The organism is Streptomyces sp. NPDC059010 (assembly GCF_042740355.1).
Lineage (GTDB): Bacteria > Actinomycetota > Actinomycetes > Streptomycetales > Streptomycetaceae > Streptomyces.
Genome location: NZ_JBHYJA010000005.1, coordinates 153077 through 171963, shown reverse-complemented (window position 1 = coordinate 171963; position 18887 = coordinate 153077). Strand labels below are relative to the sequence as shown.

Annotated in this window: 18 protein-coding genes; 5 read left to right on the top strand and 13 right to left on the bottom strand. The window is 72.0% G+C overall.

Features of this window, described 5'->3' with window-relative positions; genetic code table 11:
- Nucleotides 1-3 precede the first annotated feature (3 nt).
- From panD to ACFWYS_RS07065, 4 genes are read right to left on the bottom strand one after another with little or no spacing between them, the layout of a single operon-like run.
- A complete protein-coding gene (panD, locus tag ACFWYS_RS07080) occupies nucleotides 4-459 on the bottom strand; it encodes an aspartate 1-decarboxylase (protein ID WP_384764507.1) in 456 nt (151 codons plus the stop codon).
- A 29-nt stretch (nucleotides 460-488) separates the two neighbouring features.
- A complete protein-coding gene (locus ACFWYS_RS07075; protein ID WP_384764505.1) occupies nucleotides 489-1325 on the bottom strand; it encodes an alpha/beta fold hydrolase in 837 nt (278 codons plus the stop codon).
- Between the two features lie 29 nt (nucleotides 1326-1354).
- Entirely contained in the window at nucleotides 1355-2650 is a 1296-nt protein-coding gene (gene entS / locus ACFWYS_RS07070) for an enterobactin transporter EntS (protein WP_384764503.1), read from the bottom strand.
- Between the two features lie 8 nt (nucleotides 2651-2658).
- On the bottom strand, nucleotides 2659-3972 hold the full coding sequence (locus ACFWYS_RS07065; RefSeq protein ID WP_384764501.1) for a salicylate synthase: 1314 nt from the start codon (nucleotides 3970-3972) through the stop codon (nucleotides 2659-2661).
- 148 nt (nucleotides 3973-4120) lie between these two features.
- On the opposite strand from ACFWYS_RS07065, the gene ACFWYS_RS07060 reads away from it, so the two are divergent.
- The 3 genes from ACFWYS_RS07060 to ACFWYS_RS07050 are packed head-to-tail and all read left to right on the top strand — an operon-like array spanning nucleotide 4121 to nucleotide 7894.
- Nucleotides 4121-5749: a (2,3-dihydroxybenzoyl)adenylate synthase gene (locus ACFWYS_RS07060; protein WP_384764499.1), complete on the top strand. Its 1629-nt coding sequence runs from the start codon at nucleotides 4121-4123 to the stop codon at nucleotides 5747-5749.
- Nucleotides 5739-6806: a FecCD family ABC transporter permease gene (locus ACFWYS_RS07055; protein ID WP_384764496.1), complete on the top strand. Its 1068-nt coding sequence runs from the start codon at nucleotides 5739-5741 to the stop codon at nucleotides 6804-6806. Before ACFWYS_RS07060 ends, ACFWYS_RS07055 begins: the two co-directional genes overlap by 11 nt.
- Nucleotides 6803-7894: a FecCD family ABC transporter permease gene (locus ACFWYS_RS07050; protein ID WP_384764494.1), complete on the top strand. Its 1092-nt coding sequence runs from the start codon at nucleotides 6803-6805 to the stop codon at nucleotides 7892-7894. Before ACFWYS_RS07055 ends, ACFWYS_RS07050 begins: the two co-directional genes overlap by 4 nt.
- Nucleotides 7895-7959: 65 nt before the next feature.
- Here the strand turns inward: ACFWYS_RS07050 and ACFWYS_RS07045 are convergent, their stop codons facing one another.
- Nucleotides 7960-8922 (bottom strand): hypothetical protein, encoded by a 963-nt coding sequence (locus ACFWYS_RS07045; RefSeq protein WP_384764493.1) that lies wholly within the window; start codon nucleotides 8920-8922, stop codon nucleotides 7960-7962.
- A 232-nt stretch (nucleotides 8923-9154) separates the two neighbouring features.
- Here ACFWYS_RS07045 and ACFWYS_RS07040 point away from each other — a divergent pair, with 232 nt between their 5' ends.
- Both ACFWYS_RS07040 and ACFWYS_RS07035 read left to right on the top strand, forming a co-directional pair.
- Entirely contained in the window at nucleotides 9155-9370 is a 216-nt protein-coding gene (locus ACFWYS_RS07040) for a heavy-metal-associated domain-containing protein (RefSeq protein ID WP_384764491.1), read from the top strand.
- 65 nt (nucleotides 9371-9435) lie between these two features.
- Nucleotides 9436-11691, top strand: a complete 2256-nt coding sequence (locus tag ACFWYS_RS07035; protein ID WP_384764489.1) for a heavy metal translocating P-type ATPase — start codon at nucleotides 9436-9438, stop codon at nucleotides 11689-11691.
- Nucleotides 11692-11764: 73 nt separating this feature from the next.
- Here the strand turns inward: ACFWYS_RS07035 and ACFWYS_RS07030 are convergent, their stop codons facing one another.
- From ACFWYS_RS07030 to ACFWYS_RS06995, 8 genes are all read right to left on the bottom strand, one after another.
- Nucleotides 11765-12217 carry a phospholipase gene (locus ACFWYS_RS07030; protein ID WP_384764487.1) on the bottom strand — a complete coding sequence of 151 codons (453 nt, stop codon included), beginning with the start codon at nucleotides 12215-12217 and terminating at the stop codon, nucleotides 11765-11767.
- A 104-nt stretch (nucleotides 12218-12321) separates the two neighbouring features.
- Nucleotides 12322-12912: a hypothetical protein gene (locus tag ACFWYS_RS07025; protein WP_384764485.1), complete on the bottom strand. Its 591-nt coding sequence runs from the start codon at nucleotides 12910-12912 to the stop codon at nucleotides 12322-12324.
- Between the two features lie 5 nt (nucleotides 12913-12917).
- Nucleotides 12918-13778, bottom strand: coding sequence for a carbohydrate ABC transporter permease (locus ACFWYS_RS07020; RefSeq protein ID WP_384764483.1), 861 nt, complete (start codon nucleotides 13776-13778; stop codon nucleotides 12918-12920).
- Nucleotides 13775-14713 (bottom strand): carbohydrate ABC transporter permease, encoded by a 939-nt coding sequence (locus tag ACFWYS_RS07015; protein WP_384764481.1) that lies wholly within the window; start codon nucleotides 14711-14713, stop codon nucleotides 13775-13777. Before ACFWYS_RS07015 ends, ACFWYS_RS07020 begins: the two co-directional genes overlap by 4 nt.
- Nucleotides 14710-15993, bottom strand: a complete 1284-nt coding sequence (locus ACFWYS_RS07010) for an ABC transporter substrate-binding protein (RefSeq protein WP_384764479.1) — start codon at nucleotides 15991-15993, stop codon at nucleotides 14710-14712. Before ACFWYS_RS07010 ends, ACFWYS_RS07015 begins: the two co-directional genes overlap by 4 nt.
- Nucleotides 15994-16054: 61 nt before the next feature.
- Nucleotides 16055-16807, bottom strand: a complete 753-nt coding sequence (locus tag ACFWYS_RS07005) for a cupin (RefSeq protein ID WP_384764477.1) — start codon at nucleotides 16805-16807, stop codon at nucleotides 16055-16057.
- Nucleotides 16801-17739 (bottom strand): PmoA family protein, encoded by a 939-nt coding sequence (locus ACFWYS_RS07000; protein WP_384764475.1) that lies wholly within the window; start codon nucleotides 17737-17739, stop codon nucleotides 16801-16803. The genes ACFWYS_RS07005 and ACFWYS_RS07000 overlap by 7 nt, the downstream gene beginning before the upstream one ends.
- Nucleotides 17736-18851, bottom strand: coding sequence for a Gfo/Idh/MocA family protein (locus ACFWYS_RS06995; RefSeq protein WP_384764473.1), 1116 nt, complete (start codon nucleotides 18849-18851; stop codon nucleotides 17736-17738). Before ACFWYS_RS06995 ends, ACFWYS_RS07000 begins: the two co-directional genes overlap by 4 nt.
- Nucleotides 18852-18887 lie beyond the last annotated feature (36 nt).

Here is an 18887-nt window from a genome sequence, read left to right as displayed (position 1 = left end):
GGCTCAGTTCCTCTCCTGCTCGCCGGACGGATGTGGCGCGACGTGGGTGAAGGCGCCGGTGAACTGGTCGGCCGCGCCCGGTACCGGTTCGGCGGGGTCGGCGCCGAGCGCGACGATCCGGTTGGCCTTGTCGACGTGGACGACCCTGGGCCGGTGGGTGACGCGCTCGGACTCGGGGAGCGCGGCGAAGGACATGATGATCACCAGGTGACCGGGGTGGACGAGATGGGCGGCGGCGCCGTTGATCCCGATGACGCCGCTGCCGCGGTCACCGGTGATGGCGTAGGTGGTGAGCCGGGCGCCGTTGTCGATGTCGACGACCTGGACCGCTTCGCCCTCGACGATGTCGGCGGCCTCCATGAGGTCCTGATCGATCGTCAGGGATCCCACGTAGTGCAGGTCTGCCTGGGTGACGGTGGCTCGGTGGATCTTGCCGTTCAGCAAGGTGCGGTGCACCATGACCCCCTGGGGAGACTACTTAGGTGAGGCTAACCTAAATTAACTTCGCCGGGTGGGGAAGGACGGTCGCGGAAGAACTCCAGGAGCACCCGGTTCAGTTCGTCCGGGCGTTCCAGGTAGCCGTAGTGCCCGCAGCCCTTGATCTCCTGGTGGACGGCGCCGGGGATGGCGTCGGCGACCTCGCGGCCCAGGTGCGGCGGGAGGACCACGTCGTCCGCGAAGCCGACGACCAGGCAGGGCACGTCGATCGCCCGGTAGGCCGCCAGTCGGCCGTCCGGGATCTCAAGGTCCAACTGGGCCCGTACGCCGGGCCCTTGGGGCTGCGGTGAGAACTCGAAGAGCTCCAGCCAGTCCTGGACCTGCCGCTCGTCGTCCAGGGTGGCGGGTGACAGGTTCTGCAGGGCGCGGATCCATGCGGTGTAGGCGGGTGGCAGCTCCAACCCGCTGTCGTGGAGGGCGCGTTCGGCCTCGGCCATCGCGGCGCGCAGTGCGTCCGTGCGGCCGCGGGTGGCGATCAGTACGCCCTGCCGGACGAGGCGGGGCCGGGCCAGCATCAGTTCCTGGACGACGTACGCCCCCATGGAGACGCCGACGAAGCGGCACGGCGTGAGGCCGAGGTGCTCGGCCAGGCCGGCCGTGTCGGCCACCAGGTCCTCGACGGTGAAGCCGTCCGGGCACTCGTCGGTCGGTGGGATGCCGCGGTTGTCGAAGGTGACGACCCGGTATCCGGCGTCGACCAGGTCCGGCACCTGGTGGAGGTGCCAGGCCCGGCCCGCGGCGCCCTGGCCCATCACCAGGACCACCGGATCGCCGTGGCCGGTGTCCTCGTAGTGCAGCCGGATTCCGTTGATCCGCGCGCTCGGCATGGTTCACCGCCCTGTCGTCCGAGGCTGTGTCAGTCGGCTGCCGGGGACGCTTCAGCGGGCGCCGCCCGGTCGTCCTCGTCCGCGTCCGGAGGCCTGCTGAGCGTGGCCCTGCGCAGCCCCGGCATGGCCAGGGCCAGGGCCCCGACGCCCGCGAGGCAGACCAGTCCGCCGACCACCACGGCCCCACTGGACGAGCCGAGCGCCCTGGACACCAGGCCCGCCTCGACATTGCCGACGGAGGGCCCGGCCGTGGCCTGGGCGAGCCACAGGCTGCCGACGCGGCCCTGGAGCCGGTCCGGCGTGTAGTGCTGGAGCAGGGCGCGGCGCAGGATCTCCGAGGCGGTGTCGCCGAGGCCGGCGAGGGCCAGGAAGACCAGCGCGAACCCCAGGCTGGGGCTCAGGCCGAAGCAGGTGATCGCCACGCCCCATACCGCGACCGCGCCGATCAGCGCCCGTCCGGTGTGGTGCACCCGGCCGGTCCACCCGCTGGTCAGCGCCCCGAAGAAGGAGCCGACCGCGGGCGCGGTGTAGAGCAGTCCGACGGTGGACGGTCCGCCGCCGAAGTGCTCGGTACCGAGCTCGGGGAACAGCGCGTACGGCATCGCGAAGACCACCGCGCACACGTCGATCAGCAGCAGTCCCGCCACCACCTGGTTGCCGCGCAGGAAGCGCAGCCCCTCCCCCATCGCCTTCAGCGGATGCTGCGCCTCGACCGATCCCTCGGGGGGAAGCTTCGGCAGCGGTGCGAGCAGGGCCAGTCCCACGACGTATATGGCCGCGTCGATGGCGAAGCACCAGGCGACGCCGGGCCCGGCCGCGATCACGCCCGCGAGGGACGGCCCGACCATGCCGCCGAGCTGGGCGGTGAGGGTGGTCAGCGCGCCGGCGGCGGCCAGTTGCCCGGGGGTCACCAGGGCGGGCGTCGCGGCCATCAGGGCCGGTCCGCCCAGCCCGGCGGTGAAGCCCGCCAGCACGGCCGCCACGAAGACGAACCACACCTGCGGGTCGGGCAGCGCCGCGTTCACCGCGAGCCCCGCGATCACGATCGCGGTCACGGCCCGGGTGACGAGCATGACCCGGCGCCGGTCGACCCGGTCGGCGAGCAGGCCACCGGTGATCAGCCCGACCAGCAGCGACAGGCCCAGCACCAGGCTCATCAGGCCCACTTGGACCGACGAGCCGGTGAGGGTGTAGATCTGCAGGCTGGCCGCCACCGAGGTGAGGTGGGTGCCCACCATGGAGATCGCCTGGGTGGCGAAGATCAGTCTGAAGTCCCTGCTGGAGCGCAACGGCGCTACGTCGACGACCACTTCTCCCAGTCGCACGCGCGCCCCTAACCCTGTGCGGGAACGACGTAGGGGGCGACGCTGCGCAGTTTCTCGCAGGTCTCCTCCAGCTCCCGGGCCGGAGTCGACCCGGCGAGGATCCCGGCGCCGGCCCGCAGCCAGGTGCGGCCGTCCTCCTCGAAGATGCTGCGCAGCACCAGGGCCGCGTCGAGGGATCCGTCGCCGCCGGCCCGGAGTACGGCCCCGCTGTAGATGCCGCGCGGTTCCTTCTCCAGCCGCGCGATGCAGTCGTAGGCCGGGCCCTTGGGGATGCCGGAGGCGGTCACGGCGGGGAACACCGCGCGCAGGGCGTCCCAGGCGGTGGCCGTGTCGGCCAGCTGACCGTGCACGCTGGAGCCGAGGTGCTGCACGCTGCCGCGTCTGCGGACGCTCAGCAGGTCGCGCACCGAGACCGTGCCCGGGCGGCAGACGGTGGCCATCTCCTCCTCGGCGAGTTTGACGGACAGCACGTGTTCGGAGATCTCCTTGGGATCGGCGAGGAGTTCGGCGCGCAGCCGCTCGTCCTCCCGCTCACCGAAGCCGCGGGCCCGGGTGCCGGCGAGCGGCTGGGTGACCACCTCGCCGTCCGCGCTCACCTCGGCGACGGTCTCGGGGCTGAATCCGGCGACCCGGCGTCCGCCGAGGCTCAACAGGAAGGAGCGGGCGGGGGTGTTGTGCGAGCGTCCGTGGACGTAGGTGGCGACGAAGTCGACCGGGAAGGGCACGTCGACGGAGCGGGAGAGGATGACCTTCTGGAGGTCGGACGTCCGTATCTCCTCGATGGCCTGGGCGACCATGTCCGGGTAGCGGCTCTCGGTGTCCGACACGTCGATGGGGCGGGGTACGGCGCTGGGGTGCGCGTCGGCGCGGTCGAGTAACGCGAGCAGCGCGTCCAGCGTCTCCTGGTCCGCGCTGCGGACGAGGGCGGTGTTCCGACCGAGCCTGACTTCGCTGTGCGGGACGAGCAGATGGAGCAGGTCGTCGTCGCCCGCGCGGTCGGGGCGGCCGGCGTGGAGGTGGGAGAACTCGAAGGCCATCCAGCCGTAGGCGTTCCAGCCCTCGACGCCCATCCGCCCGAGGTTCTCGTGGACCTGGCGCAGCGGATGCGGCCCGAGCGGGGCCACGGTCTCCTCGTCGAGCCATCGGCGGCGGATCTCGGAGCGGCCGACCAGGATCTCGCCGAGCGCCCCTCCGGCGAACCAGACGTCGCCGTTCTGTTCGTAGATCACGTACTGGTCGAACAAGCCCGACTCCGCCAGTTTCGCCGCCAACTGAACGGGGTCTCCCGGCAGTTCCGTCTCCGCGCTCCGATAACGCAGCAAGGACCTACCTCCCTGGACTTAGGTTAACCTAACCTAATCAGTACCGACCCTAGCCGCCGCAGCGCGGCGCCGTCCAGATCACACCCCCAGGCTTGACCGCGCTGATTCATTAGGCAAGCCTTTCCTAAACAGCAGGCGGGAGTTGAGCATGCTCGACGGTTGGGTGCCCTGGCCGGACCTGTTGGCCGAGAAGTACCGCGCGGAGGGCTACTGGGAGGGGCGGCCACTGGACCGGCTGCTCACGGACAGCGCCGAGCGCGAGCCGACGCGGACGGCGCTCGTGGACGCCGACGGCAACCGGTGGACGTACGCCGAACTCGACCTGCGCGCCGACCGCATGGCGGCGGGGCTCAGGCGGCTCGGCATCGGGGACGGCGACCGGGTGGTGGTCCAGCTGCCCAACACCGACGCGTTCGTGGTGCTGTTCTTCGCACTGCTGAGGGCAGGTGCGATACCCGTGCTCACGCTGCCCGCACATCGCGAGAGCGAGATCGTCCATGTCGCCGAGGTGGCCGGCGCGACAGCGTACGCGATCCCGGATCTGCACGACGGCTTCGACCACCGCGGACTCGCCAGGGCCCTGCGCAAGGCCGTACCCGGTGTCGAGCACATCCTGGTGGCGGGCGACGCCGCCGAGTTCACGGCGCTGGCCAAGGTGGACGCCGAACCGTCCCCGCTGCCCGGGCGCGACCCCGGGGATGTGGCCGTACTGCTGCTGTCCGGCGGCACGACCGGCAAGCCGAAGCTCATCCCGCGCACCCACGACGACTACGCGTACAACGTCCGTGCGAGCGCCGAGGTCTGCGGTTTCGACCGCGACACCGTCTATCTGGTGGTGCTGCCGACCGCGCACAACTTCGCGCTGGCCTGCCCCGGACTGCTGGGCACACTGCTGGCGGGCGGCACCGTCGTGCTCTCCCCCACGCCGAGCCCGGAGGACGCCTTCGAGCTCATCGAACGGGAGCAGGTCACCGCCACCGCCGTGGTCCCGCCGATCGCGCTGCTGTGGCTGGACGCGGTGGAGTGGGAGGAGGCCGACCTCACCTCCCTCGCCCTGCTCCAGGTCGGCGGCTCCAAGCTGGGCGCCGAGCCCGCGGCCCGCGTCGAACCGGCCCTCGGCTGCACGCTCCAGCAGGTGTTCGGGATGGCCGAGGGCCTGCTCAACTACACCCGGCTCGACGATCCGCCCGAGCTGGTCACCGGCACCCAGGGCCGCCCGCTGTCCCCCGCCGACGAGCTCCGCGTGGTGGACGAGGACGACCGCGACGTACCGTCCGGTGAGAGCGGCGAGTTGCTCACCCGCGGCCCCTATACCCTGCGCGGCTACTACCGCGCCGCCGAGCACAACTCCCGCGCCTTCACGACCGACGGCTACTACCGCACCGGCGACCTGGTGCGGATCCTGCCCTCCGGGCATCTGGTCGTGGAGGGCCGGGCCAAGGACCAGATCAACCGGGGCGGCGACAAGATCTCCGCCGAGGAGCTGGAGAACCACCTCCTCGCCCACCCGGGCGTGCACGACGCTGCCGTGGTCGGCATGCCCGACGAGACGATGGGCGAGCGCACCTGCGCCTATCTCGTCCCGCGCGAACAGGCCCCGGGGAAACTGGAGTTGGCGGCATTTCTCACCGAGCGGGGGGTCGCCGCGTATAAGCTCCCCGACCGGGTGGAGGTCATCGATACCTTCCCTCGGACCTCGGTGGGCAAGATCGACAAGAAGGCGCTCGGCCGGCTGATCGCCGATCGCCTCCGCGCGGAGGGCACCGGTGGCGACTGAGGCCGGGACGGCCCCACTTGTACAGGCGGACGTACAGACGGAGAAGCAGCCCCGCGGGCGCCGCGGCTCCACTCGCACCCTGGCCGTGGCCGGCGCCCTGCTCCTGCTGGTCGTCGCCGCCATGCTCAGCCTCGCGATCGGCTCGCGCGCGCTGCCGCTCGACGTCGTGGTCGACGCGCTGCGCCACGACGACGGGTCGACGGCGGCCTCGGTGATCTGGGACGTCCGGGTGCCGCGCACCCTGGCGGGCATCGCGGCCGGTGCCGCGCTGGGTGTCGCGGGTGCGCTCATCCAGGCGCTCACCCGCAACCCGCTCGCCGATCCGGGGCTGCTCGGCATCAACGCGGGCGCCGCCGCCGGAGTGGTCCTGTCCATCACGGCGCTCGGCATCACGAGCCTGTGGGCGTCGGTGTGGTTCGCCATGGCGGGTGCGGTCGTCGCCGGTCTGCTGGTGTACTCGCTGGCCTCGGGCGGCCGGGGCGGCGCCACCCCGGAGCGGCTGGCCCTCGGCGGTGCGGTGATCGCGGCCGTGTTCACCGGGATCAGCCAGACGCTGATGCTGCTCGACGCGCAGGCGCTGGACCAACTGCGGTTCTGGAGCGTGGGGTCGCTCGCCCGGGCCGACAGCGGGACGCTGACGACCATCACGCCGTTCGTCGTGGTCGGCCTGGTGCTGGCGCTGGCGCTGGTCCGGCCGCTGAACGCGCTCGCGCTGGGCGACGACGGCGCCCGGGCGCTGGGCGCCCATGTGGACCGGACGCGGTTCCTGGGCCTGGCCGCCATGACGGTGCTGTGCGGCGCGGCGACCTCGGCCGTGGGGCCGCTGGTCTTCGTCGGCCTCGCCGTCCCGCACATCGCGCGCATGATCGTCGGGGCCGACCAGCGCTGGACGCTGCCGCTGTCGATGCTGCTGGCACCGGCCCTGCTGCTCTTCGCGGACGTCCTCGGCCGGGTCGTCGTCCGCCCCGACGAACTCGACGCGGGCGTGGTCACGGCGGTCGTCGGCGCCCCGGTGTTCATCGCCCTGGTCCGCTACCGCAGGGCGGTGACCGGATGACGGCCCAGGCCCCGGCACCGACTCCGACGCCGGCCCGCACCGGTCCGCGCACCCGCGCACATGTCGTACGGAGCCGCTCGCACCGCATCTCCCTGCGGGTGGACGTACGCGCGGCCACCGTCTGCTTGCTGGTGCTCGCCGCGACCGCCGGAGCCGGCGTCCTGGCGCTCGGCACCGGCGAGTACACGATCTCCCCGGCGGACGTGGTCCGCACGCTGCTGGGCAACGGCAGCCCGCGCACCGACTTCGTCATCAACGACCTCCGGCTGCCCCGGCTGCTGACCGGCATCCTGGTCGGCGCGGCACTCGGGCTGAGCGGTGCCCTCTTCCAGAGCCTGACCCGCAATCCGCTGGGCAGCCCCGACATCGTGGGCTTCACCTACGGCTCGGCGACCGGGGGCCTGCTGGTCGTCCTGCTCGTCGGCGGCACCGGCGGGCAGATCGCCGTCGGGGCGGTCGGCGGGGGCCTCGCGACCGCGATCCTGGTGTATCTGCTGGCCTGGCGGCAGGGCATCCACGGCTACCGGTTGGTGCTGGTCGGCATCGGGGTGAGCGCGCTGCTCCAGGGCGTGAACGCCTATCTCCTCGCCAAGGCCCGCTTCACCCAGGCGGCGCAGGCGATGGTGTGGCTCAACGGCAGCCTCAACGGCCGCAGTTGGGCGGACGTCCGCCCGGCCGCGCTCGGACTGCTCGTCGTGCTGCCGCTGGTGGCGCTCGTCGCGAGCAGGCTGAAGATCCTGGAGATGGGCGACGACGTGGCGGGCGGCCTCGGAGTGCCCGTCCAGCAGACCCGGTTCGTGCTGCTGGTGCTGGCCACGGCGGCCTGCGCGGTGGCCACCGCCGCGGCCGGCCCCATCCCGTTCGTCGCCCTCATCGCCCCCCAGCTGGCCCGACGCCTCACCCGGGCCCCCGGCCCGAACCTCCTCGCGGCCACCTGCACCGGCGCCCTCCTCGTGGTGACGGCGGACTTCGCCTCCCAGCACGTCCACGAGACGGCCCAGCTGCCGGTCGGCGTGGTGACCGCGGTCGTCGGCGGGGTGTACCTGGGGTTGCTGCTGCGCAGGCAGCGACGGGCGGGGCGGATCTGAGCGCTCCGAGTGCTCTGAGTGCGCTGAACGCCCAAGCGTCTGTGCCCCGCCGTGCCCCGCGCCGCTCAGTGCCCGTGCCCCTCGGTCCCGTCGTCGTGCGCGGGCGCTTCTGCGGTGGTCGCCCCGGCACCGGCGCGGACCGTGAACGCCGCAGTGTGCACCTGGCCCTCGTGCTTGAAGTCGAGGTACAGGCGGTATGTACCGCTGCTCGGTGCCGTGGCCGCGAAGGAGATCTGCGGGCCGGGCCTCGTCCTGCCGTCGCCGGGTTCGCCGCCCGGGTGGACGTGCAGGTAGGCGAGGTCGCCGGAGCGCAGGGCCACCAGGTGTCCGTAGGCGCCCAGGTAGGGCTGGAGGTTGGTGACCGGGCGGCCGTCTCGGCTGACCTTCAGCTTGAGTTCGCTCTCCTTGCCCGGGTGCAGACCGCCGTCCAGGCGGACCTCGTAGCCGTGGATCTTCGCGGTGGTGTTCGGGGCGGGCAGCTTCTGCGGGTCGTAGGAGCCGGACGCCGCCAGGTCCGTGCCGAGGACGAGGTTCCCGGCGTCCTGCTTCGCCGGGGTGAAGTCGGCGAAGACGCGGTAGCCGCCGGCGCGGGGCAGGTCGACGGGGGTGCTCCAGGTGCCGTCGGCGGCGCGGGCGGGGTGCAGATGGCGGTAGGTGGCCAGGTCGTGTGAGGCCACGATGAGGTGCAGTTCCTTGTCGTGCTCGCGCTGGAACGCGGTGACGGCGCGACCGCCGCTGTCGCGGATCACGAAGCTCAGGTCGGAGCGCTTGCCGGCGGTGACGCTCGGGGTCCGCAGGTCGAGGGTGTAGCCGCCCTCGGAGATCTGGAGCCCGCCGGCCGCCGCCGTCTCCTGCGCACCACGGCCGCCCGCCCCCTCCGCTTCGGGCGACGCCTCACCGTGGCTCTCGTGGCGGGCGGGCGCGGGGTCCTTCACCACGGGGTCGATGCCCTGGCCCACGCCGTAGGCGGTGCCGAAGGTCGCGGCCAGTGCGGCGGCGAACGCCGTGATCCTCAGTCCGGCATGCATGACGGTCTCCTGCGGGTCGATTGCTCGATACGGTCCTTCAATGCACTTCACCATACCCCTGGGGGGTATCAAGTCAACCTGATCCCGAGCTTGCCTTGACTACCCCCTAGGGGTATACATGGACACCGGGAAGGATACCCCCACCCCGTATGCGGGTCGCATCCGGCCCGCTTCGGACCACGCTTCGCCCGTTTCCGACTCTGCTTCGGACCCCGTTTCTCAGGAGGAACCCATGGCCACCACCACATACGCCGTCTCCGGTATGAGCTGCGCCCACTGCAAGGCCACACTCACCACGGCCATAGGCGAGCTGGACGGCGTCACCGAGGTCGGCGTCGATCTCGCGACCGGCCGGGTCACCGTCACCAGCGCCGGCGAGCCCGACGACGCCGTGATCGCCGAGGTCGTGGACGAGGCCGGTTACGAGCTGACCGGCCGCGCCGCCTGACCCGTCCCGAACCGCCCGGGCCCGGCCGCACCGGGCTGCCGGGCCCACCCGCACGAGGAGCAGCGATGACCACCACCGCGTCCCGCCCCACCACCGAGGTAGAGCTCGCCATCGGCGGCATGACCTGCGCCTCGTGCGCGGCGCGCATCGAGAAGAAGCTGAACCGGATGGACGGGGTGACGGCCACCGTCAACTACGCCACCGAGAAGGCGAAGGTCAGCTACGACGCTGACGTCTCCGTCCAGGACCTGATCGCCACCGTCGAGGCGACCGGCTACACCGCGCAGGAGCCGACGCCGCCCGAGCGGGACGAGGCCGAACACACCGACGCGGACGACGGACTACGGCCGCTGCGGCAGCGGTTGGTCACGGCGGTGACGCTGGCCGTGCCCGTCGTCGCGATGGCCATGATCCCGGCCCTGCAGTTCGAGTACTGGCAGTGGCTGTCGCTCACGCTGGCGGCGCCCGTCGTGACGTATGCCGCATGGCCCTTCCACAAGGCGGCGTTCACCAATCTGCGACACGGCGCGGCCACCATGGACACGCTGATCTCGGTCGGCACGTCGGCCGCGTTCCTGTGGTCGCTGTGGGCGCTGTTCCTCGGCACGGCGGGCGAGCCGGGCATGACGCACCCCTTCGAGCTGACCATCTCGCGCGGTGACGGCTCCGGGAACATCTATCTGGAGGCGGCCGCCGGAGTCACCGCCTTCATCCTGGCCGGGCGCTACTTCGAGGCCCGTTCCAAGCGCAAGGCGGGCGCGGCACTGAAGGCGCTGCTGGAACTGGGCGCCAAGGACGTCACCGTGCTGGGTGCGGACGGCGCCGAACGGACCGTCCCCGTGGCCGAGTTGAAGGTCGGCGACCGCTTCCTGGTGCGCCCCGGCGAGAAGATCGCCACCGACGGGACCGTCGTCGAGGGTTCATCGGCGGTGGACGCCTCGATGCTCACCGGCGAGTCCGTGCCGGTCGAGGTGGCCGAGGGCGACCCGGTCACCGGCGCGACGCTCAACGCGGGCGGGCGCCTGGTCGTGGCGGCGACCCGGGTGGGCGCCGACACCCAGCTCGCCCGGATGGCCCGGCTGGTGGAGGACGCGCAGAACGGCAAGGCCGCGGCGCAGCGGCTCGCGGACCGGATCTCCGCCGTCTTCGTGCCGGTCGTGATCGCGCTGGCGCTGGGCACCCTCGGCTTCTGGCTCGGCAACGGCGCTGGTGTGGCGGCCGCCTTCACCGCGGCGGTCGCCGTACTGATCATCGCCTGCCCGTGCGCGCTGGGGCTGGCCACGCCGACCGCGCTGATGGTGGGCACCGGGCGGGGCGCGCAGCTCGGCATTCTGATCAAGGGTCCGGAGGTGCTGGAGTCCACGCGCAAGGTCGACACGATCGTCCTGGACAAGACGGGCACCGTGACCACGGGGCGGATGACCCTGCTGGCCGTGCACAGCGCCGGCACCACCGACGAGGCCGAAGTGCTGCGTCTCGCGGGCGCGTTGGAGCACGCCTCCGAGCATCCGATCGCCCGTGCCGTGGCCGACGGGGCGCTGGAGAAGCTGGGTTCGCTGCCGACGCCGGAGGACTTCGCGAACGTGCCCGGTCTCGGGGTGCAGGGCGTGGTCGACGGCCACGCGGTGCTCGTGGGCCGGGAGCGGCTGCTGGCGGAGTGGGCGATGGAGCTGCCGGAGGATCTGCGGCGAGCCAAGGCCGAGGCCGAGGCTGCCGGTCGTACCGCCATCGCGGTCGCCTGGGACGGCGAGGCACGGGCGGTGCTGGAGGTCGCCGACGCGGTGAAGGAGACCAGCCCCGAGGCGATACGGCGGCTGCGCGCCCTCGGCCTCACCCCGATCCTGCTGACCGGCGACAACACGGCCGTCGCCCAGTCGGTGGCCCGCGAGGTCGGCATCGCGCCCGAGGACGTCGTCGCCGAGGTGCTGCCGCAGGACAAGGCCGATGTGGTCAAGCGCCTTCAGGGCGAGGGCCGTTCGGTCGCGATGGTCGGCGACGGGGTCAACGACGCCGCCGCCCTGGCCCAGGCCGACCTGGGACTGGCGATGGGCACGGGCACGGACGCCGCGATCGAGGCCGGCGACCTCACTCTGGTCCGCGGTGACCTGCGTGTCGCCGCCGACGCCATCCGGCTCGCCCGCAGGACGCTCGGCACCATCCGGTCCAACCTGTTCTGGGCCTTCGCCTACAACGTCGCCGCCCTGCCGCTCGCCGCGGCCGGACTGCTCAACCCGATGATCGCCGGGGCGGCCATGGCCTTCTCGTCGGTGTTCGTGGTGGGCAACTCGCTGCGGCTGCGCTCGTTCCGGGCCGCGGACTGATCGCCCACGGTCTGATCACCCACGGACGGAAGGGGCGCCGCTCGCGCGGCGCCCCCTCCGCGCTGCGCTGCTCTCAGCCGAAGGCCTTCACGGCCTGGTAGTACGTCCAGGCGGTGCTGTTGCAGGCGGACTTCGTCGCCCCGCCGTAGCCCGCGCACACACGCTTGAGGTCCTCGTAGAAGGCGCTGTCGAGACGCGCCTTGTTGGCGCTGAAGGTACCCAGCGCCTTGTAGTTGCGGTAGCCGAAGTCGTGGCGGGCGCAGGACGTGGCGAAGGGGAAGCCGAAGGGGTTGTCGGGCGAGGAGGAGCAGTAGTCGGTGGACCAGTCGAAGCCGTAGGCGGCCCAGGCGGACTGGTTGCCGCGGGCGGCGACCCAGGCGTTGTAGCTGGACGCGCTGGTCTGGGTCCAGCCCGCGAGGACCTGGGGCTTGTCCGCGGGGGCGGCCTCGGCGGCCGAGGCGGCGCCGAGGACGGTGAGGAGGGCGAAGGCCGAGGCGGTCAGTGCGGTGGCGAGTCTGCGGTGCATGGCACACCTCCATGAGACTGCGACCCGCCCATCGGATCGCAGGTTCATGACAAGATGATTGACGCGCCAACCAACCTTCACACCGCCAGTGCCCCAATGCGCTCTTAACTCTTGGACATGACGGTCCGTCGGACATGAACGGCGGTCAGCGCCAGGGCCAACGGCCCCGGGGCGAGGAAGGCGAGCGGCACCAGCATCCAGGAGCACAGGACGGCGGTCGCCACCGCGAGCAGCACCAGGCCGCTGCCGCCCACGTCCTGGACGGCGTCCCGGGCGGCCTCGCTTACGGCCGTCCGCCAGTCGGTGAGCGACTCGGGGCGGGCGCAGGCCCTGAGGCCCACGACCGCGGCGCACGCGCCGATCGCGGCGGCCGTCACCGCGAACACCGGAGCACCCGGCAGCCCCGCCCCGGCCAGCGCCAGATCGGCGGCCAGCAGCAGCGCACCCGCCAGTGCGAGGGCGCCCGCCGCCAGGTCGCCGGCCCGCAGTCGGCGCCGTAGCAGCGCGAAGTACCGCCCGGCGGTGGCCGGTTGGTCCTCCCGCGCGCCCCGCAGCACCGCGCACGCCGTCGACAGCGCGGCCGGGGCGGTCAGCAGGGGCAGACCGGCCACGGCCGTGGCGAGGCCGACGCTCAGTACGTCGGCGAACAGGGCCATGCGCGGGCCGAACACCTCGCCCGCCTCACGTGCCGGCATCCCGCTCACCCCTTCAGCCCGGAGCTGGCCATGCCCTCCACCAGGAAGCGCTGGAAGGCGAGGAAGAACAGCACGATCGGCAGCAGCGCGATCACGGACAGCGCGAACATCGGGCCGAACGCCGAGGTGCTGGAGGCGTCCACGAACGACCGCAGGGCGAGCGTGAGCGTGAACTTGTCCGGGTCGAAGAGGTAGATGAGCTGGGTGAAGAAGTCGTTCCAGGTCCAGATGAAGGTGAAGATGGCGGTCGTGATCAGCGCGGGACGGGTGAGCGGCAGGACGACCTGGAAGAAGCTGCGGAACGGGCCGCAGCCGTCGATGCGGGCCGCCTCCTCCAGCTCACGCGGCAGACCGCGCATGAACTGCACGATGAGGAACACGAAGAAGGCCTCCGTCGCCAGGAACTTCGGCAGGATCAGCGGCCAGTAGGTGTTCACCAGGCCGAGCTGGTTGAAGATGATGTACTGCGGGATCAGCACCGCGTGATGCGGCAGCATGATCGTGGCGATCATGAACGCGAACAGCGGCCCCCGGAACCGGAACCGCAGGCGCGCGAAGGCGTAGGCGGCGAGCGAGCAGCTGATCACGTTGCCGAGGACCGCGCCGCCCGCGATCAGCAGCGAGTTGGTCAACAGGCGCCAGATGGACACGTCGTTGACGCCGTCCAGGGCCGTGGAGTAGTTCGACCACTCCAGATGGCGGGGCAGCAGGTCCAGGCTCGCGATGACCTCGTCGGCCGGCTTGAGCGAGGTCGCCAGCAGCCAGGCCAGCGGGTAGAGCATCACCAGCAGGGCGGCCAGACAGCCGAGGTGCAGGACGACCCGCCCCCGGCGAACCGGCTTGCGGATCACGGCAGTTGTCGTCATCGGTCCCCCTCGGAGGCGTAGAAGACCCAGGAGCGCGAGGTGCGGAACAGCACCGCCGTGACGGCGCCGATCACGATCAGCAGCACCCAGGCCATAGCGGAGGCGTAGCCCATGTGGGAGGCGACGAAGCCGCGGTCGTAGAGGTAGAGGGTGTAGACGAGGGTCGAGTCGGCGGGGCCGCCCTTGCCCGCGCTGAGCGCGAAGGCGGGTGTGAAGACCTGGAAGGCCTGGATGGTCTGGAGGACGAGGTTGAAGAACAGGACCGGGGACAGCATGGGCACCGTGACGGACAGGAACTGCCGCCATTTCCCGGCCCCGTCGACCGCCGCCGCTTCGTAGAGCTCGGCCGGGATCTGCTGGAGTCCGGCGAGGAAGATGACCATCGGCGCCCCGAACTGCCACACCGTCAGCAGTGCCACGGCGAGCAGCGCCCAGCCGGGCCGGTTCACCCAGCCGCCGGTGCCGAACAGGTGGTCCACCGTTCCGCCGTCGTTGAAGACCGCCCGCCAGACGAGCGCGATGGACATCGACGCGCCGAGCAGGGAAGGGGCGTAGAACGCGGACCGGTAGAACCCTTTGCCGCGCTTCATGGACTTCAGGGCGAGGGCGACGGCCAGCGCGAGGGCCAGTTGCAGCGGCACGGCGATCACGACGTACGTCACGGTGGTCAGCACCGACCGCCAGTAGCGCGGGTCCTCGGTGAACATCTGGACGTAGTTGCGCAGGCCCACCCAGCGCGGCGCGTTGAACAGGTCGTAGTCGGTGAACGACAGGTACAGCGACACGGCCATCGGCAGCAGGGTCAGGACGATCGCGCCGAGCACCCATGGGGAGAGGAACACCCAGGCGGGGCCCTGGTGTTCGCGCCTGGGGCGGCGTTTCGCGGTGGCGGTCGTGGCGGGTTTCTTACCGGTGCGGATCGTGGTGGTGGTCATGACCTCAGCTCCGCCTTCGCCTCGGTGACGTAGTTCTCGGCCGCCTCGCGGGGCGACATGCGCGCGTACGACACCTGGTCGTAGTCGCGCTGGAAGGTGGTCTGCAGGGCGTTGTCACCGGAGGGCGGCGCCTGCGGCGGGGGCCTGAGGGTGCCCTCCAGGGACGTCTGATAGGCGGCGATCGTCTTGTCGAAGTCCTTGAGCTGCGGCTCGATCTCCTCGCGGATGGCGTCGTTGGCGGGGATGCCGCGGGTCGCGCCGAGGATCTTCGCGGCCTGCGCGTCGTTGATGAGGAAGTCGACGAGCTGGGCGGCCTGCTCGGAGTGAGCGGTGTTGGCGCCGACGCCGAGGAACATCGACGGCTTGAAGTACTGCCCGGGGGTGCCGTCCTCCCCCGACGGCATGGGCGCGAGCGCGACACCGCTCGGTATGAGGGCGAGGAAACCGCTGGCCGGAGCGTCCCAGTTGGCGTCGGAGGCGGCCTCGCCGCGCCCGAGCGGGGTGTTCTCGACCGAACCGTCGATCTGGGTCGTCTGCTCGGCCGGTGAGACGACGCCCTCGCGCCGGAGCCCGTCGGTGAACGTCCACCAGCGGGTCAGGTCGTCGGAGGTGAAGCCGAGGCCGCCGTCCTTCGTGTAGAGGGACTTGCCCCGGCCGCGCAGCCAGACCTCGAAGCAGTCCTCGCTCTGGCCGGGGTCGGTGGCGCCGGGCTTGCCAGTCCTCTCGGCCAACTCGCGCATGGCGTCGGCCCATTGGGTCCAGGTCCAGCTCTTGCCGGGGAGCGGCACTCCGCTCGCCTGCCACGCCTTGACGTCGTAGGCGACGGTCTCGGTGCCGCGGCCCTGCGGGATCGCGTACTGCGTGCCGCCCAGCCGGCCGGTGGCGAGCAGGCCCGCGTCGATCTGATCGGTGCGCAGTACGGCCTTCTGCCGCGCGAGGTCGAGCAGGACGCCGCCGGAGGCGTACTGGTCGATCTGCCGGTAGTCCAGCTGCATCACATCGGGGGCGTCACCGCCGGCGGCCTGGGTGGCGAGCTTCTGCTTGTAGGGCTCGTAGGCCGAGAACGACGTCTGCACCCGGATGTCCGGATGCTGTTTCTCGAACAGGGCGAGGGCCTGCTCGGTGCGCTCCGCGCGGTCGGGGTTGCCCCACCATGTGTAGCGCAGCACGACCTTCCCGCCGCCGACCGACTCCCCGGATCCTGAGCAGCCCGCCAGCACCACGCAGAGCGCCAGTGCGGCGGCCGACACGCAGAACCCCTTTGTCCTGTGTCCGGGCATACCGAGGTCACCTCTCCTCTCCTCGGGCTTTGCGTTGGCCCCCCTCGGTCCCCCTGATCTGCTACTCGCCGCCGTACGGCAGCGTCGTCCCGGGCAGGTTGTACTCGTCGCGGCGGCCGCACATCCCGAAGCCGCCGAGCCGGGTGGGCGCCGTCTCGTGCGCGGTCGCGTCGGTCAGGTACGCCGGCTCCCCCGCCTCCAGCGCGTCGAGCTGGGCGCCCGTGCGCTCGGCCGTGGCCAGGGCGCCGGCCCGCCACAGCTCCCGCCAGTTCGGCACCTTGGCACGCACCAGCCGGGCGGCGGCGCGCTGGAACTCCCGGTACGGCCCGTCGTCCCCGGCGACGAGCGTCTCGCGCAGGGCGAGGTAGCCCTCGACGGCGAGGTCCCTGCGGCGGCGTGCGGCGGCGGCCGTCTGCGGGCCGGTGCCGGGCGGCAGCGTGGCCGCGGCCGCGTACCGCTGCGGATCCGCGAGGACCTCGGGCGGGAACGTGAAGACGGCGTCCCCGGCCTCGGGCAGCCCGCTGTTCTGCATCAGCACGGTGATCCGCAGATCGCCGCCCTGGACCATCCGGTGCACGGTCCCGGGCGTGAACCAGGCGACCGAGCCCGGCTCCAGCGGGATGTCCCGGTAGCCGTCGGGGCTCAGCGTCTGCACCGCGCCCCGGCCGCCGGTCACGACGTACGCCTCGGTGCACACCAGGTGCAGATGCGGGCTGCCGCCGCACACCCCGTCGGCGGCCTCCCAGTCGTAGGCGCTGAGGTGGGACAGACCGACGGCGCCGGGCAGCGGGTGCGGAAGCTCCGGCTTCACCACGGCAGCCCCTCCAGGTGGGCGCCCACCCGCTCCCGGTCCCAGGCCCCGTCGGCGAAGACCACCCGGTAGCGGTAGACGAAGGACTCGCCGGGCGGCAGCTCGAACTCCTCGAAGAACGCCCAGGAGAACGCGACCGTCGGGATCGGCTCGGAGCGCACGAACCAGTGCGACTCGTGGATCGCGGACCGCTCGTCCAGGTTCTCGGGGGCGTGCGCGAAGACGAGTGTGGAGTGCCCGTCGACGTCGTCGTGCTCGGTGGTGAACGCGAGCCACGGGGCCTGCGTGCCCATCAGCTTGCCCGCGTCCGCGCCCGCTCCCCCGTCGAGGTCGGGTCCGAACGCCGTGCCGCCGGTGAAGTCGCGGGGCCCGCGCCACTGGAGTCCGGTGTAGCCGGCCATCTCGCGGCCCGCCGTGGTGGGCGAGCCGAAGGCCAGGGGCTCGGCTCGGAGGTTGGTCAGCCGGATCGACCAGTCCAGGGCCCAGGCGCCGGCCGCCTCGTCCACCGAGTGGACGGTGAGCCCGCGCACCTCGCGTGCCCACTCCTCGCCGCCGTTCTCGACCCAGGTGAGCTCCTCGGTGAAGGCGAGCCGGTCCTCGTCGGCCGTGAACAGCGAGAAGCCGTCGTGCCGCATCGAGCCGACGCGCTCGGGCAGCGGGAGGTAGCCCTCGCCGTGGATGTAGCAGTTGCCGCCCCAGAAGTTCTGGCCGGACAGATGGCTCGCGGTCATCTGCAGGCCCTTGTGCCAGCGGTGGTCGCTGGGCCGGTAGCCGGTCACGGTGTGCCCGGCGAGGGTGCGCACCGGGTGGGCGTAGGGCTTGCGGGACTCGAACGCGTCGGGGTCGGGACGGTAGACGTACCGCAGGATCTCGGTGCCGTTCGCGGCCGTGACCGCGACGTGGTCGCCGTGCGCGTGGGTGACGCGGATGCTCATGCGCGCTCCTTGGGGGCCCAGTGGGGGTCGTCGCCGTGCATGGCCGGGTAGAAGGGGTCGCACGGCCCGATCTCCCCCGCGAGCACCGTGCTGTCCGTGAACGCGGCCTTGTAGAGGGCGGCGGCGAAGTCCAGGGTGCCCCGCGCGTCCGGGCCGCTGCCGGGCGGCCGGACACCGTTGTCGTAGGCGTCGAGGAGGGCGCCGAGCTGGGCCGTGTGCGAGCTGGGCACGTCCGTGGCGGGGGTGCGCCAGGCGGTGGCGCGCTCGGAGGAAACGTGCGGGGCCGGGGTGTAGACCCAGTCGTCGTTGCGGTGGCCGTACAGGTGGGTGAGCTCGACCGTCGCGTCGGCGCAGTCGATGCGGATACGGCTGACCTCGTGCGGGGAGAGCACGCTGTTGACGACGGTGGCGATGGCGCCGTTCTCGAACCGTACGAGAGCCGTCGAGACGTCCTCGCTCTCGGTGTCGTGGACCAGCCGCGCGGCCATGGCCCGGATCTCCGACCAGGGGCCGAGCAGATGCAGCAGCAGGTCGAACTGGTGGATGCCGTGCCCCATCGTCGGCCCGCCGCCCTCGCTGGCCCAGCGTCCGCGCCAGGGCACCGCGTAGTACGCGGCGTCGCGGTGCCAGGTCGTCTGGCAGTGCGCCACCAGCGGGGCGCCCAGCTCACCGCCGGCGATCAGCTCCCGGGCGTGCACGGCACCGGAGCCGTAGCGGTGCTGGAACACCACCGACGCATACGCCCCCGACGCCTCCTCGGCCGCCGCGATGTCGTCGTACTCGGACAGCGACAGACACAGCGGCTTCTCGCACAGCACCCAGGCGCCCGCCTTGAGCGCCGCGATGGTCTGCTCCCGGTGCAGCGACGGCGGCGTGCCGATCAGCACCAGGTCGGGGCGTACGGCGTCGAGCATGGCCTCCGTCGAGGTGTACCCGGCGACCTCCTCGCCCGCGAGCTGCCGGAAGGCGTCCAGCCGGGCCTGGTCCACATCGACGGCGGCGACCAGTTCCACCCGGTCCGCGTGGTGTCTCAGCGCGGGCAGATGGCTTCCGCTGACGATGGCGCCGGTGCCGATCACGGCGACGCGGCGGCGGGCGGGACTTGGGGACATGCAGTTCTCCTCGGACGGCCGGCGGACAGCCCGCAC